At 41.0% G+C, this 21315-nt stretch carries 18 protein-coding genes; 5 read left to right on the forward strand and 13 right to left on the reverse strand.

Annotation, left to right across the window (positions count from 1 at the left end; genetic code table 11):
- Positions 1–44 precede the first annotated feature (44 nt).
- From DEM91_RS03470 to dinB, 5 genes are all read right to left on the reverse strand, one after another.
- A complete protein-coding gene (locus DEM91_RS03470; RefSeq protein WP_249858006.1) occupies positions 45–854 on the reverse strand; it encodes a gliding motility protein GldB in 810 nt (269 codons plus the stop codon).
- A 201-nt stretch (positions 855–1055) separates the two neighbouring features.
- Entirely contained in the window at positions 1056–2075 is a 1020-nt protein-coding gene (locus tag DEM91_RS03475; RefSeq protein WP_249858007.1) for a glycosyltransferase family 2 protein, read from the reverse strand.
- Positions 2072–3433 carry a tRNA (N(6)-L-threonylcarbamoyladenosine(37)-C(2))-methylthiotransferase MtaB gene (mtaB, locus tag DEM91_RS03480; protein WP_249858008.1) on the reverse strand — a complete coding sequence of 454 codons (1362 nt, stop codon included), beginning with the start codon at positions 3431–3433 and terminating at the stop codon, positions 2072–2074. Before mtaB ends, DEM91_RS03475 begins: the two co-directional genes overlap by 4 nt.
- Positions 3434–3853: 420 nt before the next feature.
- Positions 3854–5323: a pyruvate kinase gene (gene pyk, locus DEM91_RS03485; RefSeq protein ID WP_249858009.1), complete on the reverse strand. Its 1470-nt coding sequence runs from the start codon at positions 5321–5323 to the stop codon at positions 3854–3856.
- Positions 5324–5579: 256 nt separating this feature from the next.
- Positions 5580–6668: a DNA polymerase IV gene (gene dinB / locus DEM91_RS03490; RefSeq protein WP_249858010.1), complete on the reverse strand. Its 1089-nt coding sequence runs from the start codon at positions 6666–6668 to the stop codon at positions 5580–5582.
- 919 nt (positions 6669–7587) lie between these two features.
- Between dinB and DEM91_RS03495 the strand changes: the two genes are divergently transcribed.
- Entirely contained in the window at positions 7588–8817 is a 1230-nt protein-coding gene (locus DEM91_RS03495) for a site-specific integrase (RefSeq protein ID WP_036929135.1), read from the forward strand.
- 4 nt (positions 8818–8821) lie between these two features.
- Entirely contained in the window at positions 8822–10045 is a 1224-nt protein-coding gene (locus DEM91_RS03500; protein ID WP_249858011.1) for a site-specific integrase, read from the forward strand.
- Positions 10046–10178: 133 nt separating this feature from the next.
- Here DEM91_RS03500 and DEM91_RS03505 read toward each other — a convergent pair whose 3' ends face one another.
- The 8 genes from DEM91_RS03505 to DEM91_RS03540 form a co-directional block, all read right to left on the reverse strand.
- Positions 10179–10832 (reverse strand): hypothetical protein, encoded by a 654-nt coding sequence (locus tag DEM91_RS03505; protein ID WP_249858012.1) that lies wholly within the window; start codon positions 10830–10832, stop codon positions 10179–10181.
- Positions 10822–11823, reverse strand: coding sequence for a hypothetical protein (locus DEM91_RS03510; protein WP_249858013.1), 1002 nt, complete (start codon positions 11821–11823; stop codon positions 10822–10824). The genes DEM91_RS03505 and DEM91_RS03510 overlap by 11 nt, the downstream gene beginning before the upstream one ends.
- 12 nt (positions 11824–11835) lie before the next feature.
- The gene (locus DEM91_RS03515; RefSeq protein ID WP_249858014.1) at positions 11836–13311 is read right to left on the reverse strand and encodes a restriction endonuclease subunit S; all 1476 of its coding nucleotides are present in this window, start codon (positions 13309–13311) and stop codon (positions 11836–11838) included.
- Positions 13305–14510: a class I SAM-dependent DNA methyltransferase gene (locus tag DEM91_RS03520; protein WP_249858015.1), complete on the reverse strand. Its 1206-nt coding sequence runs from the start codon at positions 14508–14510 to the stop codon at positions 13305–13307. Before DEM91_RS03520 ends, DEM91_RS03515 begins: the two co-directional genes overlap by 7 nt.
- A gap of 87 nt (positions 14511–14597) precedes the next feature.
- The gene (locus DEM91_RS03525; protein WP_249858016.1) at positions 14598–15329 is read right to left on the reverse strand and encodes a type I restriction enzyme HsdR N-terminal domain-containing protein; all 732 of its coding nucleotides are present in this window, start codon (positions 15327–15329) and stop codon (positions 14598–14600) included.
- A gap of 3 nt (positions 15330–15332) precedes the next feature.
- The gene (locus DEM91_RS03530; protein WP_036929145.1) at positions 15333–15536 is read right to left on the reverse strand and encodes a helix-turn-helix domain-containing protein; all 204 of its coding nucleotides are present in this window, start codon (positions 15534–15536) and stop codon (positions 15333–15335) included.
- 292 nt (positions 15537–15828) lie between these two features.
- On the reverse strand, positions 15829–16128 hold the full coding sequence (locus tag DEM91_RS03535) for a helix-turn-helix domain-containing protein (protein WP_036929147.1): 300 nt from the start codon (positions 16126–16128) through the stop codon (positions 15829–15831).
- A 6-nt stretch (positions 16129–16134) separates the two neighbouring features.
- Positions 16135–16413: a helix-turn-helix domain-containing protein gene (locus tag DEM91_RS03540; RefSeq protein WP_036929152.1), complete on the reverse strand. Its 279-nt coding sequence runs from the start codon at positions 16411–16413 to the stop codon at positions 16135–16137.
- A 446-nt stretch (positions 16414–16859) separates the two neighbouring features.
- Here DEM91_RS03540 and DEM91_RS03545 point away from each other — a divergent pair, with 446 nt between their 5' ends.
- The 3 genes from DEM91_RS03545 to mobV all read left to right on the forward strand — a co-directional run bounded on the left by DEM91_RS03545 (position 16860) and on the right by mobV (position 21024).
- Positions 16860–18053 carry a virulence-associated E family protein gene (locus DEM91_RS03545; RefSeq protein WP_249858017.1) on the forward strand — a complete coding sequence of 398 codons (1194 nt, stop codon included), beginning with the start codon at positions 16860–16862 and terminating at the stop codon, positions 18051–18053.
- 440 nt (positions 18054–18493) lie between these two features.
- A complete protein-coding gene (locus DEM91_RS03550; RefSeq protein ID WP_249858018.1) occupies positions 18494–19435 on the forward strand; it encodes a toprim domain-containing protein in 942 nt (313 codons plus the stop codon).
- A gap of 332 nt (positions 19436–19767) precedes the next feature.
- On the forward strand, positions 19768–21024 hold the full coding sequence (gene mobV, locus DEM91_RS03555; protein ID WP_249858019.1) for a MobV family relaxase: 1257 nt from the start codon (positions 19768–19770) through the stop codon (positions 21022–21024).
- The last annotated feature ends 291 nt before the right edge of the window (positions 21025–21315 follow it).

Consider the following 21315-nt stretch of genomic DNA (forward strand, 5'->3'; position numbering starts at 1 on the left):
CGCAAACAAATTTCTATGTTCAGTTATTTGCATTAGCGTAGGTTCTATCTGTGAATCTCGAAGCTTGAATAATCTTGCTGTTTGAGCAATTCTTCCAACGTAAAAGTTCTGTGCTGTCGCATAAATTGATCAATCATATTCACTTGAGAAGTTTGATAAATTCGTCTTCCAAGCACTTTATTGGTTGTCCACATCATTTTTGCCATGTGCAGTTCTTTCACAAATTCTGAATGCTGATACTCTTTATTTAACGGATATTTACTTAACAGATAGAACACCAAACAATCTGGAACGATAAATTCACGCTTCATAGATTCACGTTGTCGCTCCGTATAGAATTGTCGATAAATAGGATAATCAGCCCCTAAATACTTATCCAAAGAAATTCCTATCGCATCATTTCCAATCACTATACTTTGATCTAACGCCCCAATTTGTGAATAAATAACAGGAACTTTGAGATCGGGCAATAGCCTCTGGAGTTTTCTAAAGGCTTTACTTAAATCTTTATTGATATCGTCCATGCTTACAAACTCCGATTCGGCATCGGCAATGATCACCTGCAATAGCGAATCTTGATAGAAGTTTAAAAACTTGGCATTGATTCCCGTCTCATTTACTTCTCCAATATTCAGTACATCTTCTATGAGTGTACGAGTTTCCATAGGATAGGTAGTATTCATTTGTTGCAATGCAGAATAATCTCCTGTGGTGAGATAACGGCTTTCAAGTCGATCATAGCGCTGTACTTCTACCAGCAACTTGCGATCGTCTTCATTGTTTGGCTTGAGTTTTAATTGACAGGCACTCAGCAAAAGAACAAATAATATGAATATGTGATGTACTTTTATCAAATCTCCAACCTATTCTTGATTATACTTAGCAAAAGTACACAAAAATAATAAAAGTTGCAAATTTTAAGATAAAAAGTATAAATTTTAAGCAAATTTATTTTAAGATAGCTCCTAAATCCTCCTATTTTTTGTTGTCAACCCACTTTAATGATGTTTCCAATTGAAATCTTCAAGGCACGATTTCGCTTAACCAAATAGACCTTATTTAATGAGTTCAGAAAAATGGTGGCGACCCTTTCCGTAATATTGCCACAAGACAGAATATGGCGACAAGAGTTGACGATTGGAAACACTTCTATGTTGCTGTAGGTATTGTCGGTCGCTATCAAAATCTTTTTTCCACTTACGAAAGGCTTTACGTGCTTTGAATACGGCTTTGAAATCACCCCAATGCCCATCAAGAATCAGCATTTTGAAAGCAGCAACATAGTCAAGCCACCACCTGACACGCATCACATGCAGCAATTCGTCTGCCTCCAAGTTTTTATAAAGCATGGTGAGATTATTCCTAAAGTTCAAATAAGTTTTCATTGGATTGTTCTTTGGCAAGGTTCCTCCGCCTACATGATACACCTTACTCTCAGGAACACAATATATTTCTCGTCCCATGGCGCGCAATCTCCAGCAGAGATCAATCTCTTCGTTGTGCGCAAAGAAGCGACCATCTAAGCCGCCTACCTTCCAATAATCAGTGGCTCTTATCATCAAACAAGCGCCAGTAGCCCACAAAATAGGGCAAACTTCATCATATTGTCCCTCGTCTTTCTCAACCACATCAAACACCCTACCCCTGCAAAACGGATATCCATACCTATCAATAAATCCTCCACAAGCTCCTGCATACTCAAAATAGTCGCGTTGCCTTATCGACAACAACTTGGGTTGGCACGCAGCCGTCTCAGGATGTGCGTCCATCCATGTTATCAATGGAGAGAGCCAACCTGAAGAAACTTCGATGTCTGAATTTAATAATATATAATAGGTGGCATTGATTTGTCGTAGAGCTTGATTATATCCCTCGGCAAATCCCCAGTTTTTATCCAAGAGTATGCGTTTCACCGAAGGAAACTTTTCCTTTAACAATGCAACAGAATTATCGGTAGACGCATTATCTGCCACAAAAACCTCAACTGACTCCTGTAGATGTTGCAAGAGAGTGGGAAGATATTTGACCAACATTTTCTCACCATTCCAATTTAAGATAACGACAGCTACTTTCATAAAACTACTTTTAATGCTGATTGTTGATGATTGAAATCACCCAACTTAACGGTAATCAATTGGTTATCGTATTTATCTTTAGCTAAAGACGCAGGGAGTTCTACACGAATATAGTTCTTCGTAAAACCATGCATGGTTCTTCCTCGTACAGCTTTTTCAAACAAAACTTCTGCCTCTTGACCGATGTACTTTTGATAAAAAGCTTTTGTTTTTTCATCAGAAAGTTGAAGTAGACGCTTAGAGCGTACTTTCTTTTCTTTGTCCGTAACGACATAAGGTATCGATAGCGCTCTTGTTCCTGGGCGTTCTGAATAAGGAAAGACGTGCAACTGGGTTACATCCAACTGTTTCAAAAACTGATAACAAGCCTCAAAATATTCGGGTTTTTCTCCACGCGAACCCACCATAACATCTACTCCAATGAAGGCATCGGGTATTTTTTCCTTGATATACTGTATTTTATGAGCAAACAATGCAGTATCATAATGGCGATGCATGAGTTGAAGAACCTCATCAGAACCACTTTGCAAGGGGATGTGAAAATGCGGCATAAACGCTCTGGAATGTGCACAATAATCTATCAACTCATCGTCAATGAGGTCTGGTTCAAGGCTGGAAATGCGAAAACGCTTGATGCCTTGCACTTGATCCAATGCTTTGACCAAGTCCAAAAATGTCTCGTTGGTGCTCTCGCCAAATTCACCTATATTTACACCAGTCAACACTATTTCCTTCCCTCCTTCTGCTGCAGCCTGTTCAGCCTGCTTCACTAAAAAGTCAATAGATGGATTACGCGAGAAACCACGCGCAAAAGGAATGGTGCAATAGGTACAGAAATAGTTGCATCCATCTTGTACTTTCAGAAAATAGCGAGTTCTACTTCCTCTCGAACATGAAGGTTGAAAAGTCTTGATATCCTTTGTCTTAACAGATTGATACGTATGAAGAGATGGACGATGATTCGGACTCGTTGCAGCCAACTCACTCTTTTGAAGCCAAGCATCATTGAGGTATTGCACCAAATTCGCTTTTTCGTTGGAACCTAACACCAAGTCAACCCCTTCAATCTGGCTCACCGTTTGTGATTCTAATTGTGCATAACAGCCTGTCACTATCACAAATGCACTGGGATTCTCACGCACCATGCGCCGAATAGCTTGTCTACACTTATGGTCTGCCACCTCAGTGACAGAGCAAGTATTGATAAGACAAATATCAGCTGGTTCACCTCGCTGCACCGTACGTACCCCCATCCCTTGCAAGAGTTCTGCAAAAGTAGAGGTTTCTGAAAAGTTGAGCTTGCAACCCAATGTATAGTAGGACGCCGTTTTACCTTGAAAAGCACTTGTATCTATCATACCCATAAAATCAGACTGCAAATTTAAGAAAAAAAACTCATATAATATAGGTGTGAGTACCACTAATCCTAAAGTAGACAAAAAGGAAGCATGGATGAAGGCTCTAATTGACACGCTTTAACTGAAAACATCCTGCGTTTTCTCTTTCCACATGCCTTGTGAAGGATAGTCTATAGCATTCAACTGACTATCTACTTGAATCAAGGGCGCGGAAGCAGCTGTCCCACATTGCTTTAGAATTCCTCTATAAGAAACGAAACAGCCAACCACTATTGCCTAAGAAAGGCCTTGCGGTCGGCTGCATATAGCTTGAATGGGGATATGACCAATGTACAGAATGATAGATATGAGTTCACGAACAATTCGTGCTGAACCAATAATTCTGATATTCAGTCTTGTCACATCAACAAACCTTTTCTCCTAATCTTGCTGTTTCTTTGAATTGACATCGCCATAACGTGGCAAATGGAACTCGTATGACTTATCGAACACCTGACTCACCCTATTTATTTCGAGCAAAGTAGTACCTCCATTCTTTCCAAAGCTACCACTCAAATAAGCTATCTTATCTTCAGACTGGATGTAACCTTTTTGTCGAAGCATGCGGATAGCTGCTGTGAAGATATATTCTGAGTTGGTGTGTTCCTTTTGATAAATGGGCAGAATACCATAACTGAGGTTGAGCAAGCGCTGTGTCCTCTCTCTATAACAGATAGCCAAGATAGGTGTAGGACCGCGGAAGGCAGCCAAATTTCGAGCTGTTAAACCAGTTTCACTGTCGGTGATGATGCCTTTCACACCTAATTGTCGTGTTGATTCAATGGCTGAATGTGCCAAAAATTCACGTTGGGAGATATTGTCTTTCTGAATAGGATTTACATCATTGTCCCATGTTCTATCTGCTTCTGCTTGTTCTGCAATACGAGCCATGGTTTGCACCGCTTCCAAAGGATATTTCCCTGACGCCGTCTCACCACTCAGCATAAGAGCATCGGTTCGCGAAAAGATAGCATTTGCTATATCAGTGACTTCTGCTCGTGTGGGTCGTGGATTATGAATCATTGTATGCAGCATCTGAGTAGCTACGATTACGGGCTTTTTTTTCATCACACACTTACGTATGATTTGTCGCTGAATACCAGGAATTTCCTCAATAGGAACTTCAATTCCCAAGTCTCCTCGAGCAATCATCACACCATAGGAAGCTTCTATAATCTCATCGATATTATCTACTCCTTCTTGATTCTCGATTTTTGAGATAATCTTGATGTCACTGTGGTGCTCGTCTAAAATAGCTTGTACCGCTTTGACATCCTCTGCATTGCGCACAAAAGAATGAGCTATGAAATCAATATCTTGCTCAATAGCAAACAAAATATTATGCTTATCCTTTTCTGTAAGTGCGGGTAAATCAATGTGTTCGCCAGGAATATTCACACTTTTGTGAGCTCCTAACACTCCATCATTCTGCACTTGGACTATCAACATAGGACCAGCATTCTCGATTACCTTCATGCAGAGCGCACCGTCATCAAACAAGATGTCATCGCCCACCTTGACATCTTTCGTAATATCCGCATAACTCAAATTGATGGCGTCATGAGTTGTGTCAATGTCTGGGCGTCCAAAGATTTTCACTATTTCGCCCGTTTTGTATGTCAGGGGTTGTTCTACATTGGTAGTTCTCACCTCTGGTCCCTTGGTGTCTATTAAAATACCGATGTGAGAGGATACTGCTCGTACATTTTTAATAATGCGAGTCATACCTTCAGGTGTAGCGTGTGCGGTATTCATTCGCACAACGTTCATCCCTGCAAAAAACAGTTTGCGCAAGAAGTCTTCATCGCAGCGCAAATCACTGATAGAGCAGACTATTTTTGTTTGTTTCATAATTCTTTTGAGTTAAATAGTGGTCGTTTACAAAGATTATAACGGATATCGCAACATCACTGGCTATTATCCATATTTTTTGAATCAAAATTAAACAAAACCAGCTACGGAAAAGTAAACTGGATTTATTAACTGGTTGCTTATGTATGCAAAATTACGAAAGAATTCTGATATGTCCAAATGATTTTCTGGCTTATCTACGATACAAAATCGTTTTTTAGAATACAGCTCTCCCATGCACTACCTAAGGTAACGCTCACAGATTTTCAAACCCCTCTATCCATTCCTCCTTCCACTTTCGTTCGGTTGGGATATTTTCCTCTGTCCAAGGATTGGAAACTGCCAATCCTAACAATCGAATAGGTCGTATGGAATAGTCAACGCTTTTCAACAGTTGCTTAGCCAACGGCAGTATCTGACTCTTTGTTGTCAGTGCTTCCGAAGCTGTAACACTTCGAGTAATCTGTTCAAAGTCGTAAAACTTGATTTTCAAGGTCAAGGTCTTTCCTTCAAACTTGGCTTCCTCTATCCTTTCCACAAGCTCTAACACGGTGTGATAAAGTTCAATTAAAACAGCAGATTGGTTTGAAATATCTTTCAAAAAGGTGCGTTCGCAACCAACCGACTTACGCAACCATTCCGAGACAACTGGCCTATCGTCGCAACCTCTGGCATGCTGATAATAAACATGACCTAACTTACCAAACACCTCTACCAGATGTTTTTCTGATACTTGTCTAAGTTGTGAACCAACAAAAATGCCCATCTTGTGCATTTGCGCTGCCGTTTTAGGTCCTACACCCCAAAAATCTTCAATGCGTAACTGCCCTATAAAGTCGTATGCTTCATCTGCCGAAATCTCAAAAAGCCCATCTGGCTTTTGATATTCCGAGGCAATCTTTGCCAAAAACTTATTAAATGAAACGCCAGCAGAGGCTGTTAAATGCGTGCGTTCGAGTATCTTTGTTTTTATCTGTATGGCAATATCTTTGGCATCTTCTATTTGAAATTTATTCTCTGTCACATCAAGAAAAGCCTCATCAATGGATATAGGTTCTACCGCATCGGTATATTCGTGAAAGATTTGTCGCACCTCTGTTGAAACTTCATGATAACGATCACCGTGATGAGGAACTATTAACAATGTAGGACATAAGCGTTTTGCTTTGGCAATTGACATCGCCGAATGGACGCCATATTGGCGCGCTTCATAGCTGGCAGTGCTGACAACGCCACGAGGCCCATCGTGCCCAATCGCAATAGGCTTACCTTGCAGTTCAGGATGATCGCGCTGTTCAACGGCTGCATAGAAGGCGTCCATGTCTACATGAATAATTTTCCTCATGATGCAAAGCTACTCATTTTTGCCAAATAACACAAACCGAAGAGGTTCTTATCCACAGCCTTTTCATTTAAGGCTGGTTCTATAAATTACCGCCGCATATAGTCATTAAAATTTTATGAAATACGTTTTATTATCTTTTGGCTTCTTTTTGGTTCAAAATGTAAGATTGTTCAGCCGTGTAGCTCGCTACACTCCTTCACGCTCTTGCATTTTGACCTCAAAAATAAGCTCAAAATCTAACAAAGCTAATTTATAGAACCAGCCTTAAGAAAGATGCGGTGCTGGTGAAAAACCATCTTTGTGCTTTCGTTTCGACAACAAACCTACTGAATGGAGCGAATCGCACGGTTTAGCTCATTGGCTTCATTAGCATCATTCTTTGTAACAATAATGACACTTCAAATTTGAACATTTTTGATAAAAGAATTTCTTATTTTTGTCCTGTTATTTTACCAAAAAACGACTCTTATAAATCTTCAAAATTATTGCTGTCCGGTAAAACTTTATTAAACAAAATAATTTAGGGCTGACACTTCTCACGAGGTGTCAGCCCTTTTGGTTATCTTTGTTTTTACTAAAATAAAACATAACCATGAGCAAAGATAGTCATTTTACCGGACAACTGCAAGAAAAAGGTGGATTTATGTAGATTGATGGTAAGTGGTTGAGAATATGAGAGAAACACGTTTTTTTGCCGTGAACTGCTTTGGCATGGAAAGTGCAGAAAACGTGGATTTGTGCAGAAGATGCGTTACCAAATCGTTATCCAAATACAAGCAAACGATGACAGGTAACAGAAAGCAATAAGCACAATGGTAACGGCATCTGTCATTACGGTGTTTATGCGCTGAATCACAATGTTTTGCATACCTGAAAACGCTTCAAAAACGGGTAACTTTGCCCACAAAAACAGAAGCGTATGCAGAAAGACAAAATGAAGGTGTTGCTCTACCTCAAAAAGAGCGGTTTGGATAAGTCGGGACAAGCTCCAATTATGGGGCGAATAACCTACAATCGCACGATGGCTCAGTTTAGCAGTAAACTCTCTTGTAATCCTAAGTTGTGGAATACTCGAGAGAGCCGCCTAAACGGCAAAAGTCGTGAAGCAGTAACTACCAATGCAAAGTTGGAGCAGTTGCTCCTTTCCGTACAGAGAGCGTATCAAACTCTATGTGATAGAGGAATTGAGTTTTCTGCCAAAGAGATCAAGGAGCAGTTTCAAGGCTCAATGCAGAACCGCACTACGTTCTTACAGCGATACGACCAAATGGTGGAAGAAGAGAAGAAACTTGTCGGGGTGGAGATTTCGAAACGCTGGCACTCGGTCTACTATATGATCAAGAAGCATCTGCAAGTCTTTATCCAAGAGCGATACCACACAAACGACATTACTTTTGGGCAATTAACCGAGGACTTCTTGGACGGCTTGCATCAATATAGTGTCGGTAGACATGGTCATTCTCAGAGTTACTATCGCAAGATGACTTTGGCTGTAAAGAAGGTATGCCGTTTGGCTTTTCGTGAAGGACTGATTGACCGCCCTCTCTTTGATCTTGTCAAAATAGACCGAGGAGAGAGCAAACTACCGAGAGCATTGGATTGGTCTTCTTTAGAGAAGATTTTGAATGTTCAATTAGAAGATTACGAGGTAGAATTGTCTCTTGCTCGCAATCTCTTCCTCTTTACATGCTACACAGGTACAGCCTTCTGTGATATGATGAACCTGAGCAAAGAGCATCTTGTACAGGATGATGCAGGAGCAATGTGGCTGAAGTTTAGACGGCAGAAGACTGATACCCTCTGTCGGGTAAAACTTCTTCCCCAAGCTATTGCTTTGCTCGATACCTATCATTCGGAAGAACGAGATAGATTGTTACCGACAATTACTTATGAGACCTACCGATTTTTGCTCAAAGCCTTACAGCTGAAGGCTGGAATATCTATTCCCTTGACCGCACATGTCGGAAGGCACACCTTTGCCACCTTGATAACCTTAGAGAATGGAGTGCCGATAGAAACCGTGAGTAAAATGCTTGGGCATAGCAAGATTGAGACTACTGAACGATATGCTCATGTAACACCAACGAAAGTATTCGAGGAGTTTGGTCGCTTTCTCTCTTTCACCTCAGATTTAACCCTTAGCCTTTAAGATTATGCGTAGCACATTCAATATCCTATTCTACATCAATCGTAGCAAACTGAGAACAGATGGCACTACGGCTATCCTTTGCCGTATTACGATAGACGGATCAAAAGTAGTAATGTCCACAGGAGAAAGTATCTCTCCCAAAGATTGGAGCGTGAAGCGACAAGAGACGAATGACAAGAAACAGAATCAACGCTTGCAATCGTTTAGAGAGAAGATAGAGCAGGGATATAATGCATTGCTCTTGCAATTTGGTGCAGTGAGTGCCGAGTTGCTTAAGAACCATCTACAAGGAGTTGGAGCAAATCCGACCATGCTACTTGCTCTTAGCCGAGAGGAATTGTCGATAGTTCAATCTACAAGAGCATTAAACACCTACCAAAGTTGCCGTTGCTATCATAGGCAACTGGAATTGTTCGTAGAGAGTAAGGGAGAAGAAGACATTCTTCTTACGACCCTTACCATGGAGTTTTTCGATGATTATCGTATCCATCTCAAGCGAAAAGGCTATGCCTTATCGACAACGAAACAAACTCTCTTTTGGCTAAGTCGGCTGATGTATAGGGCGGTAAGTCAGCAAACCATTCGATACAATCCTTTTGAGGATGCGAAGTATGAGCGAGTAGAGCGAAAGATCCGCTGTTTGGGCAAGACGGATATTGCTCGCATTTTGGCTATGCCCCTTCAAAATAAGGAAGCGGAGTTTGTGCGGAGGATATTTCTTTTCTCTGTATTCACAGGCTTGGCTTTTGCAGATGTGAGCAAGTTGCGGTACTACGATATTGAGACGAATAGTGCTGGGGTACGTTATATTCGTCAGTACAGAAAGAAAACTGATGTAGAGAGCATTACACCACTGCACCCGATAGCTGAGCAGATACTCTCAATATTCCCTGCAAAAGATAAGAAAGAAGACAGCCCCATTTTTGAAACATCGCTCAGCCGAATACAGATAGGGACGCACCTCAAAGCGATAGGTTTGGCTTGTGGAATTCGGCAACCGCTTTCCTTTCATATCGGTCGCCATTCATTCGGCACGCTGACATTGGAGGCAGGAGTGCCGATTGAGAGTATTGCCAAGATGATGGGACATGCCTCCATTGCCAGCACTCAGATCTATGCTCAGATTACGGACAGCAAGATTTCAAAGGATATGAATAAGTTGATAGAGAAAAAGTGTAAAATATTAGCGAATTCTTGGTGTCAGATAAGAAATAAAATAGCAAAATAGAGTCTCATATCGTTATGGAGGGAGTGGAAAGATACTTTTCTCTCTCTCCATAAATAACGGTGTACATCACAAGTTGTCTAATATGTGCAGTCCATAAAAAATCAAAGTTATATTTTAATTTCTGCACATTATACTATTTTAGTCTCACTTTGTCGTATTCACTACTCACATAATCAAAGAAGGACGAAAGCAAATATAAAGTTATCCAAAGGAAGTCCAAGAGGAAATATATAGAAACTCCTCGATATGTTGATTTTATAATAAAAGAAGAAGTTTCCCATATTGTTTTCCATGTATCTACATATTTTATCGAAATTCTCTCTTTGATGTATAGATATACTTCATGGAACGGGATACTAAGCAATGATGCAGAAAGAAGCAAAATACATAGTAAAGCTAACACTATAATATAAAATGAAAGAGTGGTTGCCTTTTTATAATAGTTCTTCAATCTCACTCCTATCGGCATTAATTGAGCATTGACCTCCATTTTATATGGACTAAAATCAGTCTTCTGGAATTTGTCAATTAACATTAGAATAAATGAGAAGAATAAACCTACAAAAAGTGATAGAGCAGATACAACATATCCAGCAAACTCCCTACTAAATCCACCTACTGTTGTAATTGCTGTCACGACAGAAATCATTAATATATACCATTGGATTTTGGTGAGATAATATCGAGGTTTATTCTTTTTTATGCTTAATTCGGAACTACTAACACCTGCATATTGGTAATAATGCGCATCACGAACTAACGTTTTGAATGCTTCTTTAAAATTCATGAATCTCCTGATTTATATTCCTCTCTGTTTTAATTTCAGTTAAAAGATTGTGGCAATACTTCTGTATCGCCACAAAATCAGGAAGACCTGTTTGTTCGTCAGAAGTAATACCTTCATCTGAAAGATAAATAGTTGGTCTTATACTTTGAATATCCTTCGCAATATCATAATTGGCATTCCTACCCTGTTCATCTGCAGTATATATGCGCCCCTTACCTTCACCGAGAGCCTGATCTTCAAGTTTCATTTCAGATACAGCCTGCATAATTTCTCTTGTGCCATCAGAGTTAATAGGAAGTTTTTGACTAACTGGTCTAACACGTACCTCTACCTCAAATTCCTGTGCAGCTTCAGTTGCATTGGTGCGAAGACTTTCTGATAGCGGTAATGGTGCTGTAAAACTAAACATTCTTATGGCTGCGGATTTCTCATATTTTTCTTTGAGTCGCTTTGGCACAAATGGCTCTACATCTACATTGAAGAAGTTGTCACTCCCACCAAACAATTCTTTAATAAACTCGTTTACAGGTCCCTGAATACTTTCTTCTGTATAAGATTGACATAGTAATACTGCATACTTGTCATTTAAGACGGGGTTCAGAAGAATGTAGTATTTATCCAAAACTGCGTAATTTGGTTTTATTTCAGCCTTCTCTTCTATTTTTTCTGTATCTTGATACTCTCTTAAGATACCATACTTGCCACCTTCTATAACTCCATCTATCATCCATTTGTCTGAATAAAGTTTCATCGGCAGCATATTACTATCATCAATACCGATTACTTTTTTACTTTTATCGTCCTTATGAAATTTGTCCTGCCCCACACCGTTAACAAATGAACTAAAAAGATATTCTATGAGACTATTATCTGATAAATCAGACTGAGTGGAATATTTTTCCTTTAAGAAATCTCTAAAGGTTTTATTTTCGTCTTGCTTTTTAGGCTTAAGACCAATTATATAAACATTGAGTTTTGGATTATGAGCCATAATATATGATATTTATAATATACTTTCCATTTTTTTAATTGCCTCCTGCTCTTTGAGATAGGCTTGGTAGCGGAGTTCATTGGCTTGAAGTACAAGGTTATTGATGCGTTGTTGTATTGCTTCGTCTTGAAGCAATGGAATAGGGACTTCACCAAGTTGCTTATCATCTATTTCGTCAACAACAGCTCCATAAGTGTGCCGCACAATTAAAGGTAAAGCATAGTCTGTAGACAACCAAGCATAGATATAGCCTGCTATGTCTTTGCTTTGAGGGATAATTCTCATTACATGCTGATTTAATGTCCATCCCTGCCAATGTTTAGGTACGATCATTATTTTTCCTATTGTACCACTACAAGTTACAGCACACATACTCTCTTCTAATGAAAGCTCTTTCTCGATTCTATTGGCATGCTTACCAAAGGAAAGATATTTTACTCCAGAAGGATTAAGTTGCAACAGCTGTTTGCCACCAAAGAAAGGTACTCCTTGCTCTTTCTCTACATAGATGCGTTTGAAACGACCTGGAAGAATAATATCTTTGGATATACGCGGATCTCCAAGCGTAGTTACTTCCTTGGCATACTTCGAGATAAGGTTAATTATCTCGTCTACTTCGGGCAAGTGATAAGAGGCATCAAGGCGATTATTGAGTTTAGAGAGAGGCACTGTGTAATTGCGGAAGCCTGCTTCTGGAGCGTAGTACTTGGGGGTGAGATTGGGTCTTTGAGGTATTTGTAGTGCATCGTAAAGCAACTGCTGTGCTTCATCAATAAGTGCGTTCGACTGGTCACGCAAATCGTAAGATTCCACAATGGCTTCATGAATCTCTCTTTTTATATCTTCTGGAGCATTCGGAATAGGAATATTACAGAGGTGTTCAGGCTCAATATGGTCAATTACCGCACCATAATTATTGCTCTGCAAAATCTTTAAGCCGACCTCCGTCTTGAAAAAAGCATAAGTGTAGCCGAGATCTACTTTTTTCTTAAACGAAACTCGTATCACATCATCGGAAAATAGCTTCCCGATGGTTGTTTTACTTGATACGGTACACTTACCAATAGTGCCTGATCGACTTAAAAGTAAATTGTCAGATTCTATTCTGTCTTTTTCAAGCAGAAGTGCTGTTTTCTTTGATAAAAATTTAGTTGGATGTGGATATATTTCTTCCAACTGTGAGGGCAAGTAGAATGGTTCATCATTCACATCTGAGGTATAAATGCGCTTATAGCGACCTGGATAATATGCATCTTTAACCAATCCACTTTTCCCCCATAGATAAACCCAGCCGTAAGGGCTTTGGTGTACTATGTTGAGAGCCTTTATGGCTTCAAGATCATAAGCAGATGCATCGAGCCTTACTCCATTTTTTTGAATCTGCGACAAGGAAACTGTACAATATCTTAACGGAGAAGGCAACAAAAGGGTGTCTACCTGATGCTCTGTTTTTTGATGTTCAATAATAGGTCTTGATGTGCTTACCATGTTATACCATTTTCACGTTTCCACTTATTAAACACATCAGCCACCAGTATGGTCTGGTCGTTGACTATCTTCTCTTCAAAAGTCTCTTGGCGATAGCTCACATTACCCTCGCCATCTACCTCTCGCACTTGGTTTTCCTCGTGATGCAATATAAGATTACCTTCTTCATCTCGCTTATATATAGTATTGCCACGTTTATCGTGTCCGATGTGGTCTATCATAGCCATAAATATATTGTAGTCAGGAATGGTACCTAACTTTTCTTCTTCGGCTATTTCTACATCACTCTTTTTAACTACAAAAAGAATAGAACATTGAGTTCCATTGTGAGGTTGGAAGGTGTCAGCATGAAGGTCTATGCTGGCTATGATATGTGTTTTGCGCATAAGCCATACACGAATAAACTCTAAACCAGGAGAACTAAAAATGCTATCAGGCAATACAATGGCTGCACGTCCTCCAGACTTGAGTAACTGAATGATACGTTCAATGAATATTTGCTCAGGAGGTACACTTCCTCGTAAGTTGGTTTCATTCATTTCCCATTTTCCCAACACCTTTGTCCAAGTATGTGCAAGTTCAAATTGCTCAAGTATAGACTGATCATTAATAGGAATTTTTGAGCCAAAAGGAGGGTTGGTTACAATCACATCAAACAGCCCTATTGTCTTATGATTGAGAATGGATCCTTGAGGTAAATCCATTTTTTGTTCCAGCATTGACTTTTTCCCTTGCTCCCATAATTGCGGAGGTAGTAAAGTGTTGAGCTGTATGATGTTCCCACTACCATCATTGTTCATTACCATATTCATCTTTGTAGCTTTAACAAGGTCGGGATTGATATCAAAGCCAAAGAAGTTTTCAGCTGCTATACGAGATATTTCCTCATTAAAAGCATTGCGGATGGCAGGAGTCCAATCTTCCATATTTTCTCCATATTCCTTTTGCATCTTAGCCTTAATGGTTGCGATTACTGCATTCATAGCCGTAACTACAAAGCCACCTGTGCCACAGCTACTATCCAAGACTTTCTCTCCCTCTTTGGGATTGATCATAGATACTGCCATTTGCATTACATTACGTGGAGTAAAGAATTCACCACGATCACCACGTAGATTTGAACCTACAATTTCTTCGTAAGCCTTACCTTTAAAATCGATACGAGTATCAAGTAGTGAATATTTTTGGAGTTCACCCACTATTTGAGTAACAGTACGTGGCTCAAGTTTTATAAGATCATTTGCCTCAAATATCTTACCATTACGCTTCTTTACTTCCTCAAATATTTATGCTATGCGTTTATACACAGAGGCTTGTCCATCTGGATAGTTCCGTTCGCTTGATGTCGTATAAAATTCGATAGGTTTGGTTACATTTCGCTCATCAGTAATCTTACAGAAGATGATCTTGAGGAACTCAAAGAATGCAGCTTGCTTAGAATGCCCATCGTTAACAGAAATAATATCGTGACAAGTACGGAACGTGAAAAGTAAGTTGTCATCCGTAGCTTTAGAGAGTTTCTTGCGTTGTGGTCTCTCATTTTCATTATTACTACCATCTGCCGAAGGTATGTCATTACATTCCTCATAATGGATTATACCATCAGGAGCGATAATCTTCTTATATACGGTTTTATGTTTGCCATTTGTCCACATTCCCCATAGGCAATTGGCACAAGAAGCCATATAGGTTTTTAATTGAGCTACCCCTTCTCCCTTATCAGTAGGTTTGACAGATTCTTTTTTACACTCAATAATGAGTCCTATATGTTGTTGATCTTTTCGTTCCTCCTTAGTTGCATTTTCTGGAAATACCACAATATCTGCGCGTTTCTTCCCATTTCCCATTTTAATAGGAAACTCTACGGCAATTTGCTCCTTTGAATATTTATGCTCAATAACCAAACGCTTCTCTACAGTTTGACGCACATATTCTTCGGGAGTCTCTTTTCTTATAGTACCATCAATATAATCTCTTACTTTCCCTTCTGGGATTATTTGAATAATTGTATCTGTCATAATTTATACTATTAAATCTTTTGGTGAAACTCCGAGCAAGTCTGCCACTTTGAAGATGGTGGCGAGATTAGGTTGTTTGCGGTTGCAAACATAGGCATTAGTCATACTGAAACTCATACCAAGTTGTTTAGCTAACCACGTTTGAGTGCGACCTCTTTCTTTTAGCTTGTCTTTGATAAGATTGCTATGCTCGATGTTCTGTGCCATAAGATTGTGCGTTTGTCTATTTAATCATGCAAATATATGAACTTATATTGAATAAAACGAAGAAAACGGCAGCTTTAACACAATGAATACGATATTATTACTTTGAGGTGGGGGTATGGTGGTACTAATCATATCAAAATGAGAAAAACACCTATCATTGTTGTATAAAGTAGTTTCACAATACTTGCTCCTGATATACAACAAAAACTCTCGGAACAGATGTCCAAGAGTTTTGAGTTGTGTAGAGAAGTCAAGGCTTTGCTTGATAAAGCAAAGGTTATGATAGCATATGTTATAGCGAACTTCGCTTGACATAATTCTCTTGTAGTATCCTATTGAGATCGGAGAGTCTATAGAGGATCTTGCCAGCAATTTGGGTGTAGGGGAAAATGCCTTTGTCCCGATAGTCCTGCAAGGTGCGTGGAGAAAGGAAAAGCCTTTCGCAGACCTCTCGACCTGTGAGGTAGAGTTCGCCATCAAATAGAGGACGATGTGTCTGTGCTGTGGTTCGCACACGCTTTGTAAGGTTTCTAATGCCCGAAATGAGTTGCTTCATTTCGGGTGTTTCTTTGTTGATCGTTTCAAACTCCATAGTCGTTTAGCTTTTACGAGGGTTAGACTTCGAGAGGAGAACTTCCACGTCCTCACGCTTATAGTAGCACTTATGCCCAATCTGAATAAAGGGCAACACGGAAGTATCCCGATAATGTTGCAGTGTCCGCTTACTGATGTTCAGTATTCGGCACACATCCCCATTGTGCAATAGGTCGGGTAATTCGGCAGGTGGAGCAAAGTGCTCGTTGAAGCAGTCTGTGAGTTCCACGATACTCTCTTTCAGTTCCTCCCAAGCGGAGGTGTCAATGGCTGTAAATCTCATTTTTCGTTGTTGTTTTATTTGCGTTATTATTACTTTCTGACGCAAATGTAAGCAGGAGTTTTCGACTTTTTTAAGGCTCAGGATAAGCAGGGAAGTATCGGGAAAACAAAGGAAGTCCGCACCCTCATTTTCCTTCGTTTTTCACTTATCAAGTTCTCTTGCTCTATCCCAAATCCCGTTTGTATTTCTCGCAAGAAGCAAACCCTTGCGATTGAAGGCAAGCTACACATTTTTATACTGTGCAGTCCGCACCCCCATTTTGCCCCTTTCCCTCCATTTTGGAGCGAAAAGGGGCTTTTTTCGTTGTGCCGTAGCAGAGAAAAGCAATGTACTCCGATGCAGAAACACCGCAGATGTTGGCTCACTACAAAAGGCTGTCTAACTTGGCTTTAGCAATCAAAAACATGCTAAATATCAAAGTAAAGTAATAGAAAGCAATTCGCACAATGAAAAGAGAAAACAATGACAACACCTCAAAGAACATACAAATAGAGGATTTCCTTTCGGAGCGATATGAGTTTCGGTACAATACCGTATTGCACAGAGCGGAGTTCCGTCCGCAAGGAGCAAGCGATTACACAACCATAGACCGCTACCGCATCAATACCCTTAAACGAGCCTTGAACAAGGAAGCCGATATACAGACCTCTCCCGAGAATCTGTACAGTATCATCGAAAGTGATTTCTCACCACGCATCAATCCCGTACAAGCCTATTTCTATAGTTTGCCGGCGATGGATGCAGTGGAGCAAGAAGCAATAACTGCCCTTGCTAATTGTGTAATCGTAGCCAATCCCGAGAAATGGAGGGAATACCTTACCAAATGGTTGGTGGCGGTAGTCGCCAATGCTATGGACGACAAGCAGTGTCGCAATCACACCTGCCTTGTGCTGACAGGTGAACAGGGAAAATTCAAGACCACATTCCTTGACCTCCTCTGTCCGCCAGCCCTATCCGACTACCGCTATACAGGAAAGATATACCCACAGGAGAAAGATGTATTGAGTCTTATCGGTCAAAATCTCATCATCAACATCGACGACCAACTCAAAGCCCTCAATAAGCGAGACGAGAACGAGCTGAAGAACCTGATAACCTGCCCGCAGGTGAAGTACCGTATGCCTTACGAGAAGCATATCGTGGAACGACCGCACTTGGCAAGTTTCGTGGCATCGGTCAATGGAAACGACTTTCTCACCGACCCGACAGGAAGCCGACGTTTCCTACCTTTTGAGGTATTGGCGATAGATATAGACCGAGCCAAAACAATCCCAATGGATGCTGTATATAGTGAAGCCAAAGCTCTACTAAAAAGTGGCTTTCGCTATTGGTTCAATGATGAAGAGATTATTGAACTACATCATAACAGCGAAGCCTTCCAAGTCTATACGGCAGAAATGGAACTGTTGCACCGTTATTTCACCTTTCCCTCGGATGCAGAGAAAGCCACCAAGCGATTCTATATGACCAATTCGGAGATAGTGGGGTATCTCTCCTGCTATACCCGACAGCAGCTCTCTCCCAAGCGGATGGGCAAAGCCTTGCGAAAGGCTGGTTATACAAGGGAGTGTCGCAGGGTAAACAGCAATCCCGTATATGTCTATGCAGTTCGCAAGATTCATCCCGAGCAGCCGCCATAGCACTCTCTTACTATCTCCCTTCACTATACACCTTTCTTTTTTTCTTTCCTATTCTACTTACTACATTACTACAAAGGAGATAATACAGTGAAAGAGAAAGGATTGCAGGAGGGGTCCATCTTGCGACCCAGCTTACAACCATCTTTCTACGCTTCTACGGAAGAATGAACATAGTAAGGTGTAGACGGGAAACGTAGAAGGACAAATTCGAACGAAGTGTTACACTTTTCTCTTTCATTGTCAATTACTTATCCGATTGTCGAAAGGTAGTAAGATAAAAACGGAAAAACTCCGAAAAGGGAAAATCATCAGCAGAAAAACAATCCTTCGTCAGCCGAAGGTAAAACGACTATCGGGTGAAGACAAAAGAACCATCAACTGAGAATTAGCTCCCCGAGTTATTTATTCCATTTTCAAATAATCAAGAAATAACTATAGCAATGAACTACGAATATTATGACCTGCAACACATCAAGAGTATCTCCATAGCGGATTACCTGAATGCTCGTGGCATGCAGCCTATCAAGAGATACAGCAGCTATGCCCTTTACAATGCACCCTATCGAGAAGACCACAATGCCAGCCTAAAAGTGGACTTCGCACACAATCTCTGGTATGACTTCGGCTTGGGCAAAGGTGGCAGCATCATAGACCTTGTGATGTTGTTGCAAAGGTGCAATGCTCACGAAGCAATGAGCCATTTGGCAGGGAACGCTCTTTCCTTTCATCGTGCAATTCCTTCAAAGGGAGAAATATCAAAACAATTCCCAAGCACAAGGCGCATTCTCGGCATCAGTGAGGAACTACCCCCACACCTGCAACGCTATTTGCAGGAGGAGCGGAAGATTGACCTTTCGCTTGCCAAACACTATCTGCGTTCCGTGTGCTATGAGGTGGACGGAAGAACTTACACTGCCATAGGATTTCCCAATCGAACAGGAGGATATGAACTCAGGGACAACGGTCATTTCAAAGGGACAATCGCTCCGAAAGATATTTCCGTTATCGGTAGTGAGGAGGGTGCAAAAGACACCACACACAACATTTTTGAGGGCTTTGTTGATTTCCTGTCCTTTCTCACGATGAAAGGAAAAGAAACCATCTCACCCTCCATCGTGCTGAACTCGGTCAGCAATCTTTCACGAGCTATTGCCTATCTTCACGAGAACGGCATTGATTCCGTTCGAGCTTTCCTTGACAACGACCAAGCAGGACGACAAGCCCTCCAGTCTTTACAATCGGCTGGTATCAAAGTAGAGGATATGCGCCGACATTATGGCAGATATAAAGACCTGAACGAGTATCACGTTTCTCGCCAGAAAGTGATGGAGCAAAAACAGAAGGAACCGCAATCGGTCGTCAAGCGTGGATTTCGCAGATAAGGCAAAAGAGTGCAATTAAAACCAAGTATCAACTGGGTATCCTTAGGGACTAAAAGAGAACAAGAGGCAGACAGATAGCTTTGTTTCAAGAGCAATGGCAGTTTTCCCAACTGCAAGTTTCCTAAAAAGAAACTTAGCAACAAAGCTTCTGTGCATTCAGAGAATGCAAACACCTCAAAGGGGAGTTTCGGATTGGGCGGAGCGGCATTTAGAAGAAATGCCATAGCTCATTAGGGCATTTTCTTCACGCTCCACTTGCGTTACTGCTAAAAAAGCCCTTCTGAGCCAAGGGACTCCGCCCCTTTGGATACCCTTAAAACAATATTCAACTTATGGGCTACGCAGTATTACATATAGACAAAGCTCGTGGCAACGACTCGGCAATGACCGCACACATCGAGCGTACATTCGTGCCAAGTAATGTCGATGCAACTCGCACACACCTCAACCGTGAGTTGGTGCAATTTCCTGCAAATGTCACCAACCGCACGGAAGCCATAGAACACCGCATCTCCACAGCAAACATCTACCGTAAGGTGGCAGACAACCAAGTCAAGGCACTTCGCTTTATCCTCTCAGGGTCGCACGAGGATATGCTCAAACTTGAAAGCGATAATCGCTTAGGAGAATGGTGCGACAGCACGATGCAGTGGCTTTACACCACCTTTGGAAAGGAAAATGTAGTGGCAGCCACACTACATGCAGACGAGGAAACTCCGCATATTCACGCAACGGTAGTCCCCATCGTACAAGGGGAAAGACGGAAAGCCAAGACAGAAGCTGAGAATGGCAAGCGAAAGTACAAGACAAAGAAAGGCAAGGTACGACTTTGTGCAGATGATGTGCTTACTCCTAAGAAATTAGAGGAGTACCAAACCACATACGCAGAACAGATGAAAGCTTTCGGGCTGGAAAGAGGGGTGTACGGTTCGGAAGCCAAGCACCGCACCAATATGGAGTATTACAAGGAACTGCTCAAAGAGACGAAACAGAAACAACTTGAGGAGGAAGAGTTAATCAAGAAAATCAAGGAGTTGGAGAAGCAGGCAGGGAAACTTCGTGTAAAGGGGACACTCTACTCGCTTTTTGGGAATACGGAACTTGACAAGGCAGAAAAACGCGTCGGAGAGTTGGAATGGGAGATGGAGCAACAGAGGTTTCTTTCTGAAAAGGAGAATGCCGAAATCCGTAAGGAGGTTATACTCCTGCAAGATACCGTCAAAGCCAAAGACAAGACCATAGCTGAACAGCAAAAGGAAATCAAGGTGTATGAGGAAGAGCGAGGTTTTATCAAGCGATTCTTTCATAGCTTCTATCTCTTGCTTAATATTCGTTTGATGCTCCGCAAGATGGGATTTGATGATGATACAGTAGTGAAGATGCACCAAAGGCAGGTGGCAGTACGTAGTACGGCTACGGCATATTCAGGAATGTACAAATGCAACTTCACGGAGGAGAATGCAGAACTCCGTATCACGACTAACGAGAAGCGTCAGCCAATTCTTACTATCAATGGACTATCAGTTTCCGATTGGTGCGAACAGAAATGGCAACAACTCATTCACCGTAACCGCTCGCAACGACTGTAATCTCTTTTTTCTTTCACAGACAAGAAGAAAAACACGAAATAACGCTCACTTTTCCACACAAAGTGTTACCTTTGCGAGTGAAATAGTGAGCGTTCTTTGGTTATACAAAGCAATGAACTTTCAAGCATATCGCTCATTTCTAAATCGTTACCTATACGACCTGCATTTAATCGCAGAACCTTGTACTTTAGGCACTTAGCCCGAAATCATATTTTTTTACCGGACAGCCGGTCTATAGTCAAGTATTAAAGTTACTCGACAAGGAGAAAATTCTTCAAATAAGCCGCGAAA

Origin of the sequence: Prevotella sp. TCVGH (assembly GCF_023522295.1) — a bacterium.
Lineage (GTDB): Bacteria > Bacteroidota > Bacteroidia > Bacteroidales > Bacteroidaceae > Prevotella > Prevotella timonensis.